This window comes from Rhodopseudomonas palustris, from assembly GCF_013415845.1.
Lineage (GTDB): Bacteria > Pseudomonadota > Alphaproteobacteria > Rhizobiales > Xanthobacteraceae > Rhodopseudomonas > Rhodopseudomonas palustris_F.
In genome coordinates this window covers 1,922,925-1,941,051 of sequence record NZ_CP058907.1, presented here as the reverse complement: position 1 = coordinate 1,941,051, position 18,127 = coordinate 1,922,925, and the positions used below count along the sequence as shown (strand labels likewise).

The window sequence follows — 18,127 nt, the reverse complement described above, 5'->3', positions numbered from 1 at the left end:
GCTTTAGTGGAAATCCCTTGAAGGCGGCAGGATGCGGACGTCGCGGGGGTGGCGATGGCGTTGGGCGGGGGCGTCGGGCGTGTCGCGGCGGTCGCCGTTGAGGGCTTCGTAGTTGTGCTTTTCGGAGGTCAGTTGCTCGTAAAGGTCTGTGCCGTCCGGCAGCGCCGGGCGGACCAGGCCTTCGGCGAGGCGCCCCATCTCGGCGCTGCGATCAATCAGCCGCTCGGCGACGAGATGTACCACGCCTTCCGCGCTCGCCTGGACCTTGCCCTCGACCAGCACCAGCCGCGCGCCCATCACCTCCTTGCGAAATTTCTCCATCACAGCCGGCCACACCACGATGTTGGCGATGCCGGTCTCGTCCTCGATGGTCATGAAGATCACGCCATTGGCGCTGCCCGGCCGCTGCCGCACCAGCACGACGCCGGCGCAGCACAGCCAGCGGCCGCTGGCGTGCTGCTCGGACCGCGACACCTCGCGGCAGGTTACTACCCGCTCGGCCGCGAACAGCGCGCGCAGGAATTCCATCGGATGGCCCTTCAGCGACAGCCGCACCGTCTGATAATCGGCCACCACATGCTCGGCCATCGGCATCGCCGGCAGCGGCGCGGCGCGCTCGTCCTCCTGCTCGCGCGCGCTGGCGGCTTCGAACAGCGGCAGCGGCACGTCGTCGGGCAGACGCCGCACCGCCCACAGCGCGGCGCGGCGATCGAGCCCGAGCGAGCGGAAGGCATCGGCATCGGCCAGCAGGATCAGTGCGCGCTTCGGCAGCGCGGTGATGCGGGCGAACTGTTCGAGCGAACTAAACGCTCCCCTCGCCCGCGCCGCGACGATGCGTGCCGCCCAGTCGTCGCTCGGCGGTTCACCAGCTTCCAGCTGCACCCGCTCCTCGTCCGGATCGGCCCAGCGAAACCCGTCGATCATCCGGAAGCCGAGCCGCACCGCGTGATACCTGCCGCATCGCTCCTCGAGCGTACACTGGCCTTCGCTGAAGGACACATCGACCGGCCGCACCTCGACGCCATTACTTCGCGCATCGCCGACGATCTGCGCCGGCGCATAGAACCCCATCGGCTGCGAATTCAGTAGCGCGCAGCAAAACGCGTCGGGGTGCTCGCACTTCATCCACGCCGAGACATAGACCAGCTTAGCGAAGCTGGCGGCGTGGCTTTCCGGAAAGCCGTAGGAGCCGAACCCCTTGATCTGCTCGAAGCAGTTCTTGGCGAAGGTGGCGTCGTAGCCGCGCTTCACCAGATTGCCGATCATCTTGGCTTCGAACTTGCCGATCGTGCCGACGTTGCGGAACGTCGCCATCGCGCGGCGGAGCTGATTGGCCTCGTCCGGCGTGAAGTGCGCCGCCTCGATCGCGATCCGCATCGCCTGCTCCTGGAACAGCGGCACGCCCAGCGTCTTGCCGAGGATCTGCCGCAGTTCGTTCTTGTCGCCGGCTTCGCCCGACGGTGACGGATACACCACCGGCTCCTGGCCGTTCCGCCGCCGCAAGTAAGGATGCACCATGTCGCCCTGGATCGGCCCCGGCCGCACGATCGCGACTTCGATGACGAGGTCATAGAAGCAGCGCGGCTTCAGCCGCGGCAGCATGTTCATCTGCGCCCGGCTCTCGACCTGAAACACGCCAATCGATTCGCCGCGCTGGAGCATTTTGTAAACGACGTTGTCGTCCTCCGACTTGATGTCGGAGAGCTGGAAGCGAACGCCCTTGTGCTGCGCGATCAGATGAAAACCCTTGCGGATGCAGGTCAGCATGCCCAGCGCCAGCACGTCGACCTTCATCATCTTGACCGCGTCGATGTCGTCCTTGTCCCACTCGATAAAGGTGCGATCAGCCATCGCGGCGTTGCCGATCGGCACATAGCTGTCGAGCCGATCCTGCGTCAGCACATAGCCGCCGACATGCTGCGACAGATGACGCGGAAAGCCGATCAACTCGGTGGCGAGTTCGACCGCGCGGCCGATCATCGGGTTGTGCGGATCGAGCCCGGCCTGGCGCACCTGCATCTCGTTGAGGCCCTTGCCCCAACTTCCCCACACCGTGTCGGCGAGCGCCGCCGTGACGTCTTCGGACAGGCCCAGCGCCTTGCCGACGTCGCGGATCGCCGAGCGCGGCCGATAATGGATCACGGTGGCGACGATCGCGGCGCGATGCCGGCCATAGCGCCGATAGATGTACTGCATCACCTCTTCGCGGCGCGAATGCTCGAAATCGACATCGATGTCCGGCGGCTCATCGCGTTCCTCGGAGACGAAGCGCTCGAACAAAAGGTCGATCTCGGTCGGATCGACGCAGGTGATGCCGAGCACGTAGCACACGGCCGAATTCGCCGCCGAACCGCGCCCCTGGCACAGGATGTCCTGCGACCGCGCATAGCGGACGATGTCGTGCACGGTGAGAAAATAATGCGCGTAGCCGCGGCGTTCGATGATCGCCAGTTCCTTGGCGATGGTGGCCTGGAGCTTGTCGCTGATGCCGTTCGGGAAATAGGCGGCGATGCCCTCGCGGGTGAGGTCTTTGAGATGCTGCTGCGCGGTCTTGCCGGGCGGTACCGGCTCATCGGGATAGTGATATTTCAGTTCGTCCAGCGTGAAGCTGATGCGATCGGCGAAGCGCAGTGTTTCGGCGATGGCGTCGGGATCGCCGCGGAACAGCCGCGCCATTTCGGCGGCGGGCTTGAGATGCCGTTCGGCATTGCCTTCGAGCCGGCGTCCGGCCTTGTCGATCGTGGTCTTTTCGCGCACGCAGGTCAGCACGTCCTGCAGCGCACGCCGCGCCGGGTGATGATACAGCACATCGTTGGTGGCGATGCACGGCACCCGCGCCGCCGCCGCGATCCTCCGCAGCCGCGCCAACCGCCGCTTGTCGTCGCCGCGATAATACGGGGTGAGGCCGAGCCAGACGGCGTCGGCGTTGAGCGCAGTGAGACGCTCCAATGCGGTTGCGATGGTCTTGGTCTGGAAGCGATAGGACGGCATGACCACGAGCAGAATCTGAGAGTTATCGGCCACACGCTTCCCACCGTCATGCCCGGGCTTGACCCGGGCATCCACGGACACCAGCACGACCTTGCTTGTCGGCGTGGATGGCCGGGTCAAGCCCGGCCATGACGGCGTGGGGAACTGATGGATGGAAGCGGAAGGCTGGTTGATCGAGGCCGAGGGCGGATGGATCACCGTCGCAAGTTCGTGGATCGAGGGCGATCGCTCGTGGATGAAAGCCTCCAGATCCGCGAACGTCAGATGGCATTCGCCCTTCCCGGCGCGCAGCTTGCCGGCGCTGAGGAGGCGGCAGAGGCGGCCATAAGCGGCGCGGTCAGTCGGATAAGCCAGCACATCGGGCGTACCATCGGCGAAGCATAGCCGCGTCCCGATCAGCAGCTTCGGCTTGTGGATCAGCTCGTCGTGGTCGAGTTCGCTATAGGCGCGGACCACGCCGGCCAGCGTATTACGATCCGCAACGCCGATCGCGTCGAGCCCGAGCCGGCTCGCTTCATGGACATAGTCCTGCGGATGCGAGCCGCCTTCCAGGAACGAGAAATTGGTGGTGACGCCGATCTCGGTGTAGCGCGCACTCATGGGCGTCTCGATTCAAAAATCAGTCGTTAGATTCGTCATTGCGAGCGAAGCGAAGCAATCCAGTTCAGTACGCGGGACAGGATTGCTTCGTCGCTTCGCTCCTCGCAATGACGGGGAGGATGGAGCATACGCACTCCCCCTCGCCCATCTCTCACGCAAACAGCCCATGCATGTACCAGCGCGGTTGGCCGTTGCCGTCGGGCTCGGGCGTCACCTCGACGTTGTAGAGCCCGTCGCGATACACCCAGAACCGAGCGCCGGCTTCGTCCTCGATCCGGAAGTAATCGCGAGTCAGGCCGGGCTCGGCGGCGCACCACCATTCCATGGCGATGCGCTCCGGGCCTTCGGCGCGGGCAACGCGGTGGTGAACGCGGCGCCAGGTGAATTGTGCCGGCGGATCGTCCGGCGCGCCGGCTATTACTTCGATCGGCTCGGGCTGTTGCAAAAGCCGTAGCGGCCGCAGCGGCGGCTCGTCGCTCCGCGCCGGCCACGGCGCATCGCCGGCGTCCGGCGGACAGTGCTGCACCGGCACCGCCAGCGCGGCGCGCTCCGGGATATGCGTATTCTGCGGCAGATAGCGCACCACCCGGCGCGCGCCGAGCCGCGCCGCCAGCGTGTCGGCCAGCAAGGCGACATCCTCGGCCTGATGCGCGGTGGTGTCGAAGCCGCGCTGCACCTCGGTCACCGGCACGCTGACGCTGGCGGTGAGCCGGATCAGATCATAGCCGAAGCCAGGATCGAGCGGATCGGCTAGTGCATCGAGCTTCTCGGCGAACAGCCGCTGCACCACCTCGACCCGCGTCACCGGCTGTCCGGTCTCGACGCTGATGCTGCGCACCGCGCCGTCGCTGCGGAAGAAGCTGGCAGTCAGTTGCCGCGCGCCCTTGCCATTCCGCTCCATCGCAGCGATCAGCAGCCGCGCCAGCGCCAGCAGCGTCGGCAGAATGACCTCGGTGGTGGCAACCGGTTCGGCAAAATTCTTGTCGACCACATAGTCCGGCGCCGGCCGCCGCGGCGAAATCGGTGCGTCGTCTTCGCCGGTCGCCTGGCGCAGCACCGCGACGAAGCCTTCTCCAAACCGTGCGGCGAGTTCGGTCGGCTGCCGCGCCAGCACCTCGCCGACGGTCTTGAACCCAGCGCGGCGCAGGCCGCGCACGATCGCCTCATCGACACCGAGCGCCGCCACCGGCAGCGGCGCCACCGCGCGCATCTCTTCGCCCGGCGCGACGATCAGGCCGGAGCCACCGCGGGTCAGCGCCCTCGCCGCCACCGCAGTGCCGGCGATCGCGGCACTGACCGCAAAGCCCTGCCGCGTCAGCGCCGCGGTCAGGATGTTCAGCAACTTGGCTTCGTCGCCGAACAGATGCGCACAACCAGTGATATCGAGCAGCAGCCCGTCGGAACCGTCGAACGCCACCAGCGGCGTGAAGCGATCGCACCAGTCGGCGATCGCATTCAACAGCGCCGCATCAGCGTGCGGATCATGATCGATCACATCGAGCGCAGGGTGCATGGCCCGCGCGGTGGCGAGCGGCATTCCGGGCATCACCCCGCCGCGGCTCGCACGCGCATCGCAAGCGATCACCACCAGCGCGTTGTCGCGCTTGGCGGCGACGACACGTGGCGGCGGAGGCGCAGCTTCAGCCGGCGAGCCGGTGCTCGCCTGCGGCGAGGCTCGTTCGACTCGATCGGTCGATAGCCTCGGCAGCCAAAGACCGAGGATGCGTCTGCGGTTCACGGAAGCGGCACGCATCACAATTCCATTCCATGATCCAGCGGCCGGTCTGGCCGCGACGATTGCGAACAAGAGAGGTTTCGAGCACCGGGGCGCCCCAGTCTTCGATCGGCGGCGAAGGCGCCCCGCGGATCACCCAGCGGGTTTCCGCGGTCGAAGCCTGCGGCGCAGCGGCGATCCGCAGCATCAGCGCGGTGACGCCGGACTGCTGCGCCGCCAGCGTCAGTTTTCGCGAGGCGACGGAATCGAACGCGCGAGTCTCGCCCCACAGCTCGGTGATCACCGCGCCGAGCCCGTTGCAGGCCAGCGCATCGGCGGCGGCGCGGAGCGCGCTGTCGGCATCATGGGCGCGCACCATCACTAGGCGGCGCGGGTCGAAGCCGAGTTCGGCCAGCCCCTCCATCGCCAATTCGCCGTTCTCGCGCGCGGAAAAATCCTGGCGGATCCACAACAGATAGCGCGCCTGGGCGAGCAGCTGCGCCACGCCGGCAATGAATCCGGTCGCCGCGGCGGCGTGGCGGCCATCGCAGAACACTTCGTGCAGCGCGCCCTGCATCAGGCCGCCATGCAGCACCGCATCCACGTCGTCATAGCCGAGCGGCACGCGGCGCAGCGTCTCCGCCGTCCCGCTTTCGAGCCGGTCGATTTCGCCCTGCAGGCGCGCAAGCATGCCGTGGCGGGCGCTGTCCATGCGCCGCTCCTTTTTCCGTTGCCGTTTGGGATTCGATGAACCCGTTGCCGGCTCATTTGTTCATGATATGTTCTAATAAATCCCTGCCTTGGTGCGGAGTCAATCGGGATCGCACCGAGGGCTTGCGGCAAATTTTTTCGCGAGATGAATCAAGGAGATTCCAAGCATGGACGTGCAGCGCAAGCTGGCCATCCTGGCGGACGCGGCGAAATACGACGCCTCCTGCGCCTCCAGCGGCACGGAGAAACGCGACAGCCAGGGCGGCAAGGGTCTCGGCTCCACTGCGCCCGGCATGGGCATCTGTCATTCATATGCGCCGGACGGGCGCTGCATCTCGCTGCTCAAGGTGCTGCTCACCAACGCCTGTGCTTATGACTGCCTGTATTGCGTCAACCGGACATCGTCGAACGTGCCGCGCGCCCGCTTCACCGTCGACGAAGTCGTGCAGCTCACGCTCGACTTTTATCGCCGCAACTACATCGAGGGACTGTTTCTGTCCTCGGGCATCATCCGCAGTGCCGACTACACCATGGAACAGATCGTTGAGGTCGCCCGGCGCTTGCGGGAGGAGCATCACTTCCGCGGCTACATTCATCTGAAGACAATTCCGGAAGCCGACGACGCCTTGATCGCCAAGGCCGGCCGCTATGCCGACCGGCTCAGCATCAATATCGAGATGCCGGAGGAGACCAGCCTCGCTCAATTGGCGCCGGAGAAGAACGTCCGCGCCATCCGCCGCACCATGGGGCGGCTGCGGCTGAAGCTGGATGAAGCGACCGAGGCCAAGGCCGAGGCGCGTAAGACCCCCACCCGCGCCAAGCCGCCGCGCTTCGCACCGGCCGGCCAGAGCACGCAGATGATTGTCGGCGCCGACAGCGCCACCGACCAAACTATCCTGAACACCTCCGCCAATCTCTACGGTTCGTACAATCTGAAGCGGGTGTACTACTCGGCGTTCAGCCCGATCCCGGATTCCAGCCGCGCGCTGCCGCTGCAGGCGCCGCCATTGGTGCGCGAACATCGGCTGTACCAGGCCGACTGGCTGATGCGGTTCTACGGCTTTGAGGCCGGCGAGATCATCGATCCGGCCGCCGGCATGCTGTCACTGGAGATGGATCCGAAGCTCGCCTGGGCGCTGCGCCACCGCGAGCGCTTCCCGCTCGACGTCAACCGCGCCAGCCGCGAGGAATTGCTGCGCATTCCCGGCTTCGGCCGCAAGGCGGTCGACCGCATCATCGATACGCGGCGCTACAGCGCGATCCGCGCTGCGGACCTCGCCAAACTCCACATCCCACGGAACAAGGCGCTGCCGTTCATCGTTCTCCCCGACCACCGCCCGCCGACCTATCTGCTTGACGGCGCGCGGCTGGCGGAGCGGTTTCAACCGAAAGCACAGCAACTGGGATTTGGGTTTTGAGACGTTGCGCTTGAGGGAGCCGTCATTGCGAGGAGCGAAGCGAGCCCCGAAGGAGGACGAACTAACAAGTTGTCAAGGGAGGACAGAATAACCACCATGAACCGCATCCGGCTCGACAGCGACACCGACTTCGACGGCTGGCGCAAGGCGGCGCGGGAGCTGGTGCTGGCGGACGTGGCACCGGCGGATGTGACCTGGACGGTGGCGGGCGACGAGCCGGAGCTGTTCGACGCGCCAGGGCGGGCGCCGGATGCCGGGTCCTTTGCTGAAACGGCCGCGCCGTTCATTCATCCTGCACAATCCCCCTCCCCCGCGCAGACCTTCAACGTCCCTGCCCGCTTCGTCGAGCTGGCGCACATTGCCATCCTGCATCGCGATCCGCAGCGCTTTGCGTACCTGTATCAGCTGCTGTGGCGGCTCCGCGCCAATCCCGAGCTGATGCAGGTGGCAACCGATCCGGACGTGGCGCGGCTGCAGGCGATGGCCAAGGCGGTAAGGCGCGACGAGCACAAGATGCACGCCTTCGTTCGCTTCCGCGAGATCGGCCGCGAGCCGAAGTCGCGTTACGTCGCCTGGTTCGAGCCCGAGCATCATATCGTCGAGCTCGCCGCGCCTTTCTTCGCACGGCGCTTCGCCGATATGGAATGGTCGATCCTGACACCCGACGTCTGCGCACATTGGGACGGCCACGCGATCGCAATCACGCCCGGCGTCAGCAAGGCAATGGCGCCGTCGGAGGATCGGCTGGAGGAAACCTGGCTGACTTACTACGCCAGTATCTTCAATCCGGCGCGGCTGAAGACCAAGGCGATGCAGGCCGAAATGCCGAAGAAGTATTGGCGCAATCTGCCCGAAGCGGCGCTGATCAAACCGCTGATCGAACACGCCGAGCGCAAGGCGCATGCGATGGTTGCGGCCGAGGCGACCGCGCCGAGGAAGCCGCAGCGACAGGAGCCGCCGATGACGAGAGCCGAGCCACAGGCCGATACGCTGGCGCATCTGCGCGAGGAGGCACAAGGCTGCCACGCCTGCGATCTATGGAAAGACGCGACCCAGACCGTGTTCGGCGAAGGCCCGCAGCACGCCACCGTGATGCTGGTCGGCGAGCAGCCCGGCGACAAGGAAGACCTCGCCGGCAAGCCGTTCGTCGGCCCCGCCGGCCAGATGCTCGACCGCGCGCTGGCAGAGGCCGGCGTCGACCGCAGCAAGACCTACGTCACCAACGCGGTGAAGCATTTCAAATTCGTGCCGCGTGGCAAGATCCGCCTGCACCAGAAGCCGGCCACGCCGGAGATTAAGGCGTGCCGGCAGTGGTACGAGCGCGAGCTCGCCGCGGTGCAGCCGCTGCTGGTGGTGGCGATGGGCGCCACCGCGGCGCAGAGCGTGCTCGGCAGGATCACCCCGATCAACAAGACCCGCGGCCACCTGATCGACCGCGACGACGGCCCGCAGGTGCTGGTGACGGTGCATCCGTCCTACTTGCTGCGTCTGCCGGACGCCGAAGCCAAGGCGCGCGAATACGCACGCTTCGTCGACGATCTGAAGCTCGTCGCCGCACATCTGAAGAAGGCGCATGCGGCGTAGTCGTTCTTCGATTGTGCCCGGTCCCCTCACCAACCTCGATCGCACCCAGCGTCCGCCATCCGCGCGACATTTCCGCGCAGCGCGCGGATCTATTTCCATTCGACGGAATGCGCGGAAAATTTGGTAACCGTCGCAATTTCGGCGGGTTGAGCCACGCGGCCGAACCGGATAACCCTCCGCTGCACTGTTGCACTGCAATGCAGCGCATGCGGCAAGACCAACAACAACACGCGAGGAACCCGATGTCTTCCCTGTCCCGTTCGATCGCCGCCGTCGCGGCCGTCGCGCTGCTGTCCGCCACCGGCGGGCAAGCGCTGGCGCAAAAGAAATACGGCCCCGGTGCGAGCGACACCGAAGTCAAGATCGGCAACATCGTGCCGTATTCTGGCCCCGCCTCGGCCTATGGCAGCGTCGGCCGGGCGCAGGAAGCCTATTTCAAGATGATCAATGACAAGGGCGGCATCAACGGCCGCAAGATCGTCTACGTGTCCTATGACGACGCCTATTCACCGCCGAAGGCTGTCGAGCAGACCCGCAAGCTGGTCGAGAGCGACGAAGTGCTGTTCATGTTCTCGCCGCTCGGCACGCCCTCGAACACCGCGATCCAGAAGTATCTCAACGCCAAGAAGGTGCCGCATCTGTTCCTGGCGTCGGGCGCCACCAAGTGGAACGACCCGAAGCACTTCCCGTGGACGATGGGCTGGCTGCCGAGCTACCAGAGCGAAGGTCGAATCTACGCCAAGTACATCCTGAAGGAGAAGCCGGACGCCAAGATCGCTGTGCTGTACCAGGGCGACGATTTCGGCAAGGACTACCTGAAGGGCCTCAAGGACGGTCTCGGCGCCAAGGTGTCGCAGGTCGTGATCGAGGACAGCTACGAGCTGACCGAGCCGACCGTCGACTCCCACATCGTCAAGATCAAGGCCGCCAACCCGGACGTGCTGGTGATCTTCGCCACGCCGAAGTTCGCCGCGCAGACCATCAAAAAGGTCGCCGAACTCGCCTGGAAGCCGATGATGATCGTGCCGAACGTCTCGGCCTCCACCGGCAGCGTGATGAAGCCGGCCGGCTTCGAAAACGCCCAGGGCATCGTCTCGGCCGCCTACGCCAAGGACGCCACCGACAAGCAGTGGGAAAACGACCCAGGCATGAAGGCGTATTACGAGTTCATGGCCAAGTACGCGCCGGACGCCAGCCGCGCCGACAGCTCGTTCACCACCGGCTACAACATCGCCGAGACCGTGGCGGTGCTGATCAAGCAGTGCGGCGACGACCTCAGCCGTGAGAACGTGATGAAGCAGGCGGCGAACCTCAAGGGCGTGCAGCTCGGCGGCCTGCTGCCGGGCGTGACGCTGAACACCTCGCCGACCGACTTCGCGCCGATCGAGCAGCTGCAGATGATGCGGTTCGAAGGCGAAAACTGGAAGCTGTTCGGCGACGTGATCGAAGGCGAAGTCGCCGCGCCGAGCGGCGGCTAGTTCGCCCTCTTCTTCGCCTCGACGAACCAGCCCTCCGCGATCACCGCGGAGGGCTTTTTCGTCAGGATGCCACAGCTCTTCCCTTCTGCCCTCGTGGGTGAAGGTGGCCCGGCACAAGAAGCGGGACGGCTCGTCGTCCTGCTCGGTCTCGGCGCGTCCGTCTTGCCGCCCCGCGGTGCGCCTGCCACAACGGGCGCATGACCGATCGTCGCCCACTGCTCCGCGCCATCTTCGATGCGGCCGTCGCCGCCGCGCATCCCGACCGCATTCTCGCCGCGCATCTGCCGCCGGCGCCGAGCGGACGGATCATCTGCCTCGCGGCCGGCAAGGGTGCTGCCGCAATGGCCGCCGCCGCCGAGCGGCACTATCTCGACACATTGGGTCTGGAACCGTCGCGACTGATCGGCATCGCCACCACGCGCCACGGACACCGTATGCCGACGCGCGTCATCGAGGTGATCGAGGCCGGCCATCCGATGCCCGACGCCGCCGGGGTGCGCGGCGCCGAAACGAGCCTCGCCCTCGCCGCCACCGCCACGCAGGACGACCTGTTGCTCGTGCTGCTGTCCGGCGGCGGCTCGGCCAATTGGATCGCGCCGACGGAGGGCGTGACGCTGGCGCAGAAACAGCAGGCGACCCGGGCACTGCTGCGCTCCGGCGCACCGATCGGCGAGGTCAACACGGTACGTAAACATCTGTCGCGGATCAAAGGCGGCCGCCTCGCTCGCGCCGGTCAGCACGCCGGGCAGATCGTGACGCTGGCGATCTCCGACGTGCCGCGCGACGAACCGTCTGCCATTGCGTCGGGCCCGACCGTGCCCGATCCGACCACGCTGGCCGATGCCCGCGCGCTGGTGGCACGCTATGGTCTGGAACTCGATCCGGCGGTCGCCGCCGCGCTGAACGATGAGCGCAACGAAAGCATCAAGGCCAGCGACGGCGCGTTTGCGCATGCGCGGTTCGAGATCATCGCGCGGCCGCGACAGTCGCTCGATGCGGCCATCCAAGTTGCGCGCGACGCCGGCTACGAGGTCGCCGATCTCGGCGCCGATCTCGAAGGCGAAGCCCGTGACGTTGCAGCCTCACACGCCCGGCTCGCGCGCGAGGCTCGGGCTGCGGGGCGCAAACTGGCGATCCTGTCCGGCGGCGAATTGACCGTCACGGTGCGCGGTCAGGGCCGCGGCGGCCCTAACCAGGAATACGCGCTGGCGCTGGCGCAGCAGCTGTCTGATCTGCCCGGCATCGCGGCGCTCGCGGCCGACACCGACGGCGCCGACGGCGGCGCCGGCAAAGCCGACGACCCCGCCGGCGCACTGATCGACGCGGCAACCTTCACACAGATCGCGGCGTTGCAGCTCGATCCCGCCGCGTATCTCGCCGACAACGACGCCACCGGCTTCTTCGCCAAAACCGGCGACCTGCTGATCACCGGCCCGACACTGACCAACGTCAACGATATCCGTGTGATCTTGGTGTGAGGCGCCCGCACCGTCGTCATCGCGAGAAGCGCAGCGACGGAGCAATCCTGAAGCCACAGTGCACAGGGCCCTGCATTGCCGCGCTTCGCTCGCAATGACGGGGTCTTATTCCCCGTCATGCGCGGGCTTGCCCCGCCTGCGTGGCCGTAGCCCCTCCGGCGCGGCGAAGGCCCGTGCATCCATTTCTTCTGGAAGATGGTCGCCGGGTCGAGCCCGGCGATGACGTGGTGATTGTGCCTGCTATTCCGCCGCCTTCGGCTGTCGCCGGTCGAGCGAGGATAGCGCCTGGAGCAGCACCGAGCGGACGCGCTCGCTGTCGGTGGCGGCGACGGCTGCGGTGTCGAGATGGAAATCGAACCCCGGCATCTTCTCGATCACCACCGCCGAGGCTTCGCTGCCGTCCCGGAGGTGATCGATCGCGTACGGCACCACCTCGCGGCTGATCCCCTTCATGGTGATCGACGGCAGCGCGTGGGCGTCGATGATGTCGCTGACCAACGCATAGGTTTCGTACGAAACCACGATGCCGCCCGGTTCGGCGATCGACTGCAGCCGCGCGGCGAGGTTCGCCTCGGCGCCGATGATGGTGTAGTCCATCCGGTCGGCGCTACCGAAATTGCCGACATTGCAATAGCCGGAATTGATCCCGATCCGCGACCGGAACGGCTGCTCGATTCCGGCGGCGCGCCATTTGGCGTTCAGCTCGGACAGCCGGCGCTGCATCGCCCACGCCATCCGCACGCAGGCCTGCGCGTCGGCGCGGTCGCCCTTGGTTTCCGGATCGCCGAAGAAGATCAGCATCGCATCGCCGATAAACTTGTCGATCGTGCCGCCGTAGCGGTGCGCGATCTCGGACATCTCGGTAAAGTACTCGTTGAGAAGCTGTGTGATCAGCTCCGGCTGCAGCCGCTCGGTGGTGGCGGTGAAGTTCTGGATGTCGGAGAAGAAGATCGTCAGCTTCTTGCGCTCGGTGTGGATGACGACGTCCTTCTGTCCGGAGAAGATGCTCTTGTAGATCTGCGGCGGGATGTAGCGCGAGATCTTCATCGACAGCGAAGCCAGGAAGTCGTTGTTGGTCTCCAGCTCGTGGTTCATCGCCAGGATCTTCTGCGACTGCCGGCGCTGCATCGTCAGGAACGACACGCCGCACACCGCCGCCAGGACGAAGTAAGCCAGCAGGAACTTGAACGAGAACAGGTTGGCGGCGATCGGCTGGGTGATCATCACTTCCTGGATGCCACGGACATCGCCGACCTTCCAGTCGCGCTTCGGGCTTTCGGGATGGCTGTTGTGGCAAGCGACGCAGGCCGGCGCCATCGTCACCGGCGACACCAGCCGGACGCTGTCGCTGAACAGCCCTGCTGAGGCCGACACAATGTTCTCGCTCGCGTCCTTGCGCAGCGCGGCAAGCGCATCCCGCTCGAAGGCATCGAGCTGATGCGGCGCGCGGGTGGCGAACGGATAATCCGAGACGAAGCGGTAGGTGATGTTGCTCTGCTGCTCGCCGATCACCTTGCCGAGTTCGAGCGACAGCGTCGCCGGGATCGGAATCGCGCCGGGCACATTCTCGTAGTCGTGAATCACCTGCACCTGCCCGGGATGGGACAGGATGCGCCCCACCACATTGGCGGCGTAGTAGTGGCGGACGCTCTTGATGACCGAATTCAAGTCGGACGCCTGACGGCGAAGCGCGGCATCGGCGAGGTTGGTGAGATCGAGCCAAACCGCCAGCGGCAGGCCGAGCAACAGCACCGCGATTGCGAGGCCGGTCCACCATCCACGGGCGCGCAGATCGTCCGTCTCAGATTTGTCCATGCCGCCCTGCCCTGGTTGCCGTGATAGCCGGGAACCTAGCGCGTAGGCGGTATAAAGAGAAGCATCCGGGTGTAGGGCTACCGGTCGACCGGCCCGCGGCAGTCGGCGGCTCAGCGGCCCGCGGTGGATCGGATCGGACGGCCTTGCGAGATGAAGGCGTAATGACCGTTGGCGAAGGTGCCGATCATCAGCGCCTCGGTCACCGGCTCGGCGATGTCGCCGGCCGCCGCCCAGTCGATCACGAAATTGGCGCCGGTTCCGCCGCGGGTGTCGAGCGTGGCGACGAACGCCTCGATGGTGGCGAACGGCTTCAGCGCCACCGGCTCCTTGAGATGGCTCTCCACTATTTTACCGGCGCCATCGTAGTAGGCGATCCGCTTGATCACCAGCGGCTTGGTCTCGGAGGCGTTGTGGATGCTCAGCGTCACGGAAAAATCCGCCCGCGCCCCGCCTTGATTGATCGACACGCTGGAATAGGCCGGCACATAGATCGAGCCGCCGATGGTTAGCGGCTCGCTCGGCAGCGCGGTCAGCGAGCCGGCGAATGCCTTGGCGATGTCCCGCGGGGCCGGTGATTGCGCCAAAGCCGGTGCGCCAGCCGACAGAATCAGGCATGTCAGCCAGAGAATCACGCGAGCGCCGACGTAATGGCGTCTCGTTCCGCGAGCCAGGCTCCCGATGCATTGTCTCAGCATGGCTGTCCCTTTAGTGTTCGCGCCAAGGCATTCCACGGCGGAAGGTGCATGCACGAACTGATTGGCGATATCACGCTGAGCATCCTGTTCGCCTGGCTGCTCGGACTGGCGGCGCATTTTTTCCGTCAGCCATTGATCCTCGCCTACCTTATCGGCGGTTTCGTCATCGGTCCATTCGGCCTTGGCTGGGTGAAATCCGAGAACTCGATCTCGGTGATCTCCGAGCTCGGGCTGATCTTTATGCTGTTCATGATCGGCCTCGAGATCGATCTGAAGAAGATCATCCGGGCAGGCCCGGTGATCCTGGTGGCGGCCGGCGGACAGATCGCCGGCGGCGTGCTTCTCGGCCTCGCCTTCTTCGTCGGCATCGGGCTCAGCCTCGGCGGCGGCCATTTCGACGCGCTGTATCTGACGGTGGCGTGCGCGCTGTCCTCCACCGTGATCATCGTCAAGGTCCTGTACGAGAAGCGCGAGCTCGACACCCTGCCCGGTCGCATCACACTCGGCATCCTGGTGCTGCAGGACATCTTCGCGATCCTGTTCCTGGCGGTGCAGCCGAGTCTCGCCGACCTGCAGATCTCGGTGCTGCTGCTGTCGATCGCGCGTGTCGTCGCGCTGGTCGCGACTGCGCTGGCGCTGTCGCGCTACGTGCTGCCCTGGCTGTTTCACCGCATTGCCCGCACGCCCGAACTGGTGCTGCTCGGCGCGCTGGCGTGGTGCTTTCTGATCGGCGAAATCGCCGAGCGGCTGCATCTGTCGCGCGAGATGGGCGCGCTGGTCGCCGGCGTGTCGCTGTCGACCTTCCCCTATGCGCTCGACGTCACCGCCAAGGTGACGACGCTGCGAGACTTCTTCATCACGCTGTTCTTCGTCGCGCTCGGCATGACGATCCCGATCCCGAACGGCTCGGTGATCGGACTGGCGCTGGCGATCGCGGTATTCACGCTGGCGAGCCGGCTGCTCACCACCTTCCTGCCGCTGTATCTGATGAAGCAGGGCCTGCGTGCCAGCCTGCTGCCGGCGCTGAACCTGGCGCAGATCAGCGAGTTCTCGCTGGTGGTGATCCAGACCGGCGTCGCCGCCGGACATATCGGCACCCAGACCGCGAGCGCGGCGTCGTTCGCCTTCGTGCTCTTGGCGGTTTTGTCGACCTTCGTGATCATGCGCAGCGATCCGATCACCCGCCGCGCGATCGGATCGCTGACCAAATTCGGCTTCCGCGATCTCGGCCAGCAGCAAAGCGGCGCCGAGGCCGCTGCCGAGGCCGGCCACGGCGCGGTGCATCGCATCGTGATCCTGGGCTTCTTCCGCGCCGCCAGCGCGCTGGTCAGCGAGATCGAGCAGCACACCCCGGAGCTCCTCAAGCAGATCAGTGTGATCGACTTCAACCCGATGGTGTATCGTACCCTCACCGAGCGTGGCATGCACGTGATCTACGGCGATATCAGCAACGTCGACACGCTGCTGCACGCCGGCGTGGCGAAGGCCGAAATCATCATTCTCAGCGTGCCGGACTCGCTGCTGAAGGGCGCCACCAACGAGCGGCTGGTGCGCCACGTCCGCGCGCTCAATCCCAACGCACAGATCGTCGCAACCGCCGACCTGCTCGCCGATGTCGAGGCGATGTATCAGGCGGGTGCGGACTACGTCACCGTCACCCGGCTGGCCGACGCCCGCGAGCTGTTCGAGGTGATCGAAGCCGCCGACAACGGCCTGCTGTCCGATAAGCGCGCCGCCCTAGATGCTCGCCTCGCCGAACGCAGGGAAGTCCTCCCGTAACGCTATCGCGCGGGCGAACTCGCCTCACAGTTGCGCTGACAAACAGATACGCTTAGCTCCACTCTGCGCGAACTTGTCGACCCACGCGATCACCACGATCTGGACCGCATCGTAGGATCGCTGATCGCTGGCGTGTTCAGAACTCGCGGGCGATGGTCGCGAGCATCGACAGCAAAGCGTCCCGATTGTCGCGGCCGAGCAGTTCGGTCAGCCGGTCTTCGTGGCGGGTCGCCACCAGCTTCTTGGCGCGCGCCAGCGTGGCGCGGCCCTTGTCGGTGAGCATCAGGATGTGCGAGCGACGGTCGCTCGGCGATCGGGTTCGCACGCACAGGCCGCGACCTTCCAGCGCATCGAGCATCGCGACGAAGTTCGGACGCAGGATGCCGAGCGTGGTAGCGATCTCGGTCTGATTGCGGCCGGGATTGGCGTCGAGCAACAGAAGCACCGAGAACTGCGCCGGGGTGAGCTGCACCGGGGCGACGCAATGCAGGAAGTCTTCGAACACACGGAGCTGCGCGCGCTTCAGCGCGTAGCCGAGCAGCTCCGACAGCTCACCCATCTTCAGCTCGGAGGCCTCGGGGGCTGTCTCGACCGCCGGCGCCTTGCGCCCGGCTCGCGTCGGCTTGGCGACGGCGGCGGTTTTCGATGTGGTCATCGCCGGGCTCGTGATCCTGTTCGACGAGGTCACCGCGAACGCCTCGCGGGCCTTGAGCTTATAATCGATAATTGTTATGCACCATATCAAATAGCCTGAGCAGAATTCAACTGCCGGCAGATGGAGGTGCGCAACGACGCGCCTTCGCGGGAGGGGACGTTCGCGTGAACACCACGATTCTGCTGTTCCTTGTTCAGGACGGTATCACCAACGGCGCGATCTACGCACTGCTGGGGCTGGCGCTGGTGCTGGTCTTTGCGGTCACCCGGGTGATCCTGATCCCCCAGGGTGAATTCATCACATTCGGCGCTCTCACCTACGCGACGCTGTCGGCCGGCGGCGTGCCGGGCACCGCGCAGCTTGCGCTGGTGATGGGCCTGGTGGCGTTCGCCTTCGAGCTGTTCAGCGCCCGCAAATCGCTGCATGTCGCCAAAGTGATGCGCGCGGCGCTGATCTACATCGCCTTCCCGGCGATCGTGCTGGCGCTGGCGACCTGGCTGCCGGCGCATAAGCCAGGCGTCGCCGTCAATATCGCGCTGTCGCTGCTGATCGTCGCCGCGATCGGGCTGTTTCTGTATCGCATCGCCTTCCAGCCGCTGGCACACACTTCAGTGCTGGTGCTGCTGATCGCCTCGGTCGGCTGCCACTTGGCGCTGCAGGGCTTCGGCCTGATCTTCTTCGGCGCCGAAGGCTTGCGCGGCCCACCGCTGTCGGACGTGGCGCTCAGCGTCGGACCGCTGATCTTCACAGGCCAGAGCCTCGCGGTGTACGGCATCACGCTGGCGCTGATGGCGGCGCTGTGGCTGTTCTTCGGCTACACCCGCTACGGCAAGGCGCTGCGCGCCACCGCGGTCAACCGGCTCGGCGCGCGGCTGGTCGGCATCCGCACCTCGCTCTCCGGCCAGATCGCGTTCCTGCTCGCCTCGGTAATCGGCGCGATCTCCGGCATCCTGATCGTACCGATCACCACGCTCTATTACGACACCGGCTTCCTGATCGGCCTCAAAGGCTTCGTTGCCGCGATCATCGGCGGATTGGTCAGCTATCCGCTCACCGCCATCGCCGCGATCGTGGTCGGTATCGTCGAGTCGTTCTCCTCGTTCTATGCCTCGAACTACAAGGAGGTCATCGTCTTCACGCTGATCCTACCGGTGCTGGTACTGCGCTCGCTCGCCGCCCCCGCGGTCGAAGAAGAGAAGGACTAAGCGT

The 18,127-nt window shown here is 65.8% G+C and carries 12 protein-coding genes; 6 read left to right on the top strand and 6 right to left on the bottom strand.

Annotation, left to right across the window (positions count from 1 at the left end; all coding sequences use genetic code 11):
• Window positions 1-3: 3 nt before the first annotated feature.
• From HZF03_RS08895 to HZF03_RS08885, 3 genes are all read right to left on the bottom strand, one after another.
• Window positions 4-3,591 (bottom strand): error-prone DNA polymerase, encoded by a 3,588-nt coding sequence (locus HZF03_RS08895; protein WP_119018379.1) that lies wholly within the window; start codon window positions 3,589-3,591, stop codon window positions 4-6.
• A gap of 151 nt (window positions 3,592-3,742) precedes the next feature.
• Window positions 3,743-5,344, bottom strand: a complete 1,602-nt coding sequence (locus HZF03_RS08890; RefSeq protein ID WP_119018378.1) for a Y-family DNA polymerase — start codon at window positions 5,342-5,344, stop codon at window positions 3,743-3,745.
• The gene (locus HZF03_RS08885) at window positions 5,232-6,017 is read right to left on the bottom strand and encodes an ImuA family protein (RefSeq protein WP_119018377.1); all 786 of its coding nucleotides are present in this window, start codon (window positions 6,015-6,017) and stop codon (window positions 5,232-5,234) included. Before HZF03_RS08885 ends, HZF03_RS08890 begins: the two co-directional genes overlap by 113 nt.
• A gap of 166 nt (window positions 6,018-6,183) precedes the next feature.
• Between HZF03_RS08885 and HZF03_RS08880 the strand changes: the two genes are divergently transcribed.
• The 4 genes from HZF03_RS08880 to HZF03_RS08865 all read left to right on the top strand — a co-directional run bounded on the left by HZF03_RS08880 (window position 6,184) and on the right by HZF03_RS08865 (window position 11,974).
• A complete protein-coding gene (locus tag HZF03_RS08880; protein ID WP_119018376.1) occupies window positions 6,184-7,434 on the top strand; it encodes a putative DNA modification/repair radical SAM protein in 1,251 nt (416 codons plus the stop codon).
• A 96-nt stretch (window positions 7,435-7,530) separates the two neighbouring features.
• Window positions 7,531-9,018, top strand: a complete 1,488-nt coding sequence (locus HZF03_RS08875; protein ID WP_119018375.1) for a UdgX family uracil-DNA binding protein — start codon at window positions 7,531-7,533, stop codon at window positions 9,016-9,018.
• A 242-nt stretch (window positions 9,019-9,260) separates the two neighbouring features.
• On the top strand, window positions 9,261-10,496 hold the full coding sequence (locus HZF03_RS08870) for an ABC transporter substrate-binding protein (protein WP_012495352.1): 1,236 nt from the start codon (window positions 9,261-9,263) through the stop codon (window positions 10,494-10,496).
• Between the two features lie 197 nt (window positions 10,497-10,693).
• Window positions 10,694-11,974: a glycerate kinase type-2 family protein gene (locus HZF03_RS08865; protein ID WP_119018374.1), complete on the top strand. Its 1,281-nt coding sequence runs from the start codon at window positions 10,694-10,696 to the stop codon at window positions 11,972-11,974.
• A 240-nt stretch (window positions 11,975-12,214) separates the two neighbouring features.
• Here HZF03_RS08865 and HZF03_RS08860 read toward each other — a convergent pair whose 3' ends face one another.
• Complete coding sequence (locus HZF03_RS08860; protein WP_119018373.1) at window positions 12,215-13,789, bottom strand: adenylate/guanylate cyclase domain-containing protein; 1,575 nt, start codon at window positions 13,787-13,789, stop codon at window positions 12,215-12,217.
• Between the two features lie 110 nt (window positions 13,790-13,899).
• A complete protein-coding gene (locus tag HZF03_RS08855) occupies window positions 13,900-14,484 on the bottom strand; it encodes a DUF3124 domain-containing protein (RefSeq protein WP_234832226.1) in 585 nt (194 codons plus the stop codon).
• Between the two features lie 48 nt (window positions 14,485-14,532).
• Here HZF03_RS08855 and HZF03_RS08850 point away from each other — a divergent pair, with 48 nt between their 5' ends.
• The gene (locus HZF03_RS08850) at window positions 14,533-16,263 is read left to right on the top strand and encodes a cation:proton antiporter (RefSeq protein WP_119018372.1); all 1,731 of its coding nucleotides are present in this window, start codon (window positions 14,533-14,535) and stop codon (window positions 16,261-16,263) included.
• A gap of 136 nt (window positions 16,264-16,399) precedes the next feature.
• On the opposite strand, the gene HZF03_RS08845 is transcribed toward HZF03_RS08850, so the two are convergent.
• Window positions 16,400-16,918 (bottom strand): MarR family winged helix-turn-helix transcriptional regulator, encoded by a 519-nt coding sequence (locus HZF03_RS08845; protein WP_119018371.1) that lies wholly within the window; start codon window positions 16,916-16,918, stop codon window positions 16,400-16,402.
• Between the two features lie 164 nt (window positions 16,919-17,082).
• On the opposite strand from HZF03_RS08845, the gene HZF03_RS08840 reads away from it, so the two are divergent.
• Window positions 17,083-18,123 (top strand): branched-chain amino acid ABC transporter permease, encoded by a 1,041-nt coding sequence (locus HZF03_RS08840; RefSeq protein WP_165858121.1) that lies wholly within the window; start codon window positions 17,083-17,085, stop codon window positions 18,121-18,123.
• Window positions 18,124-18,127 lie beyond the last annotated feature (4 nt).

Bases quoted from the DNA above. Each gene is read 5' to 3' on its own strand.
- HZF03_RS08895 (WP_119018379.1), bottom strand. From the start codon at position 3,591: ATGAGTGCGCGCTACACCGAGATCGGCGTCACCACCAATTTCTCGTTC.
- HZF03_RS08890 (WP_119018378.1), bottom strand. From the start codon at position 5,344: ATGCGTGCCGCTTCCGTGAACCGCAGACGCATCCTCGGTCTTTGGCTG.
- HZF03_RS08885 (WP_119018377.1), bottom strand. From the start codon at position 6,017: ATGGACAGCGCCCGCCACGGCATGCTTGCGCGCCTGCAGGGCGAAATC.
- HZF03_RS08880 (WP_119018376.1), top strand. From the start codon at position 6,184: ATGGACGTGCAGCGCAAGCTGGCCATCCTGGCGGACGCGGCGAAATAC.
- HZF03_RS08875 (WP_119018375.1), top strand. From the start codon at position 7,531: ATGAACCGCATCCGGCTCGACAGCGACACCGACTTCGACGGCTGGCGC.
- HZF03_RS08870 (WP_012495352.1), top strand. From the start codon at position 9,261: ATGTCTTCCCTGTCCCGTTCGATCGCCGCCGTCGCGGCCGTCGCGCTG.
- HZF03_RS08865 (WP_119018374.1), top strand. From the start codon at position 10,694: ATGACCGATCGTCGCCCACTGCTCCGCGCCATCTTCGATGCGGCCGTC.
- HZF03_RS08860 (WP_119018373.1), bottom strand. From the start codon at position 13,789: ATGGACAAATCTGAGACGGACGATCTGCGCGCCCGTGGATGGTGGACC.
- HZF03_RS08855 (WP_234832226.1), bottom strand. From the start codon at position 14,484: ATGCTGAGACAATGCATCGGGAGCCTGGCTCGCGGAACGAGACGCCAT.
- HZF03_RS08850 (WP_119018372.1), top strand. From the start codon at position 14,533: ATGCACGAACTGATTGGCGATATCACGCTGAGCATCCTGTTCGCCTGG.
- HZF03_RS08845 (WP_119018371.1), bottom strand. From the start codon at position 16,918: ATGACCACATCGAAAACCGCCGCCGTCGCCAAGCCGACGCGAGCCGGG.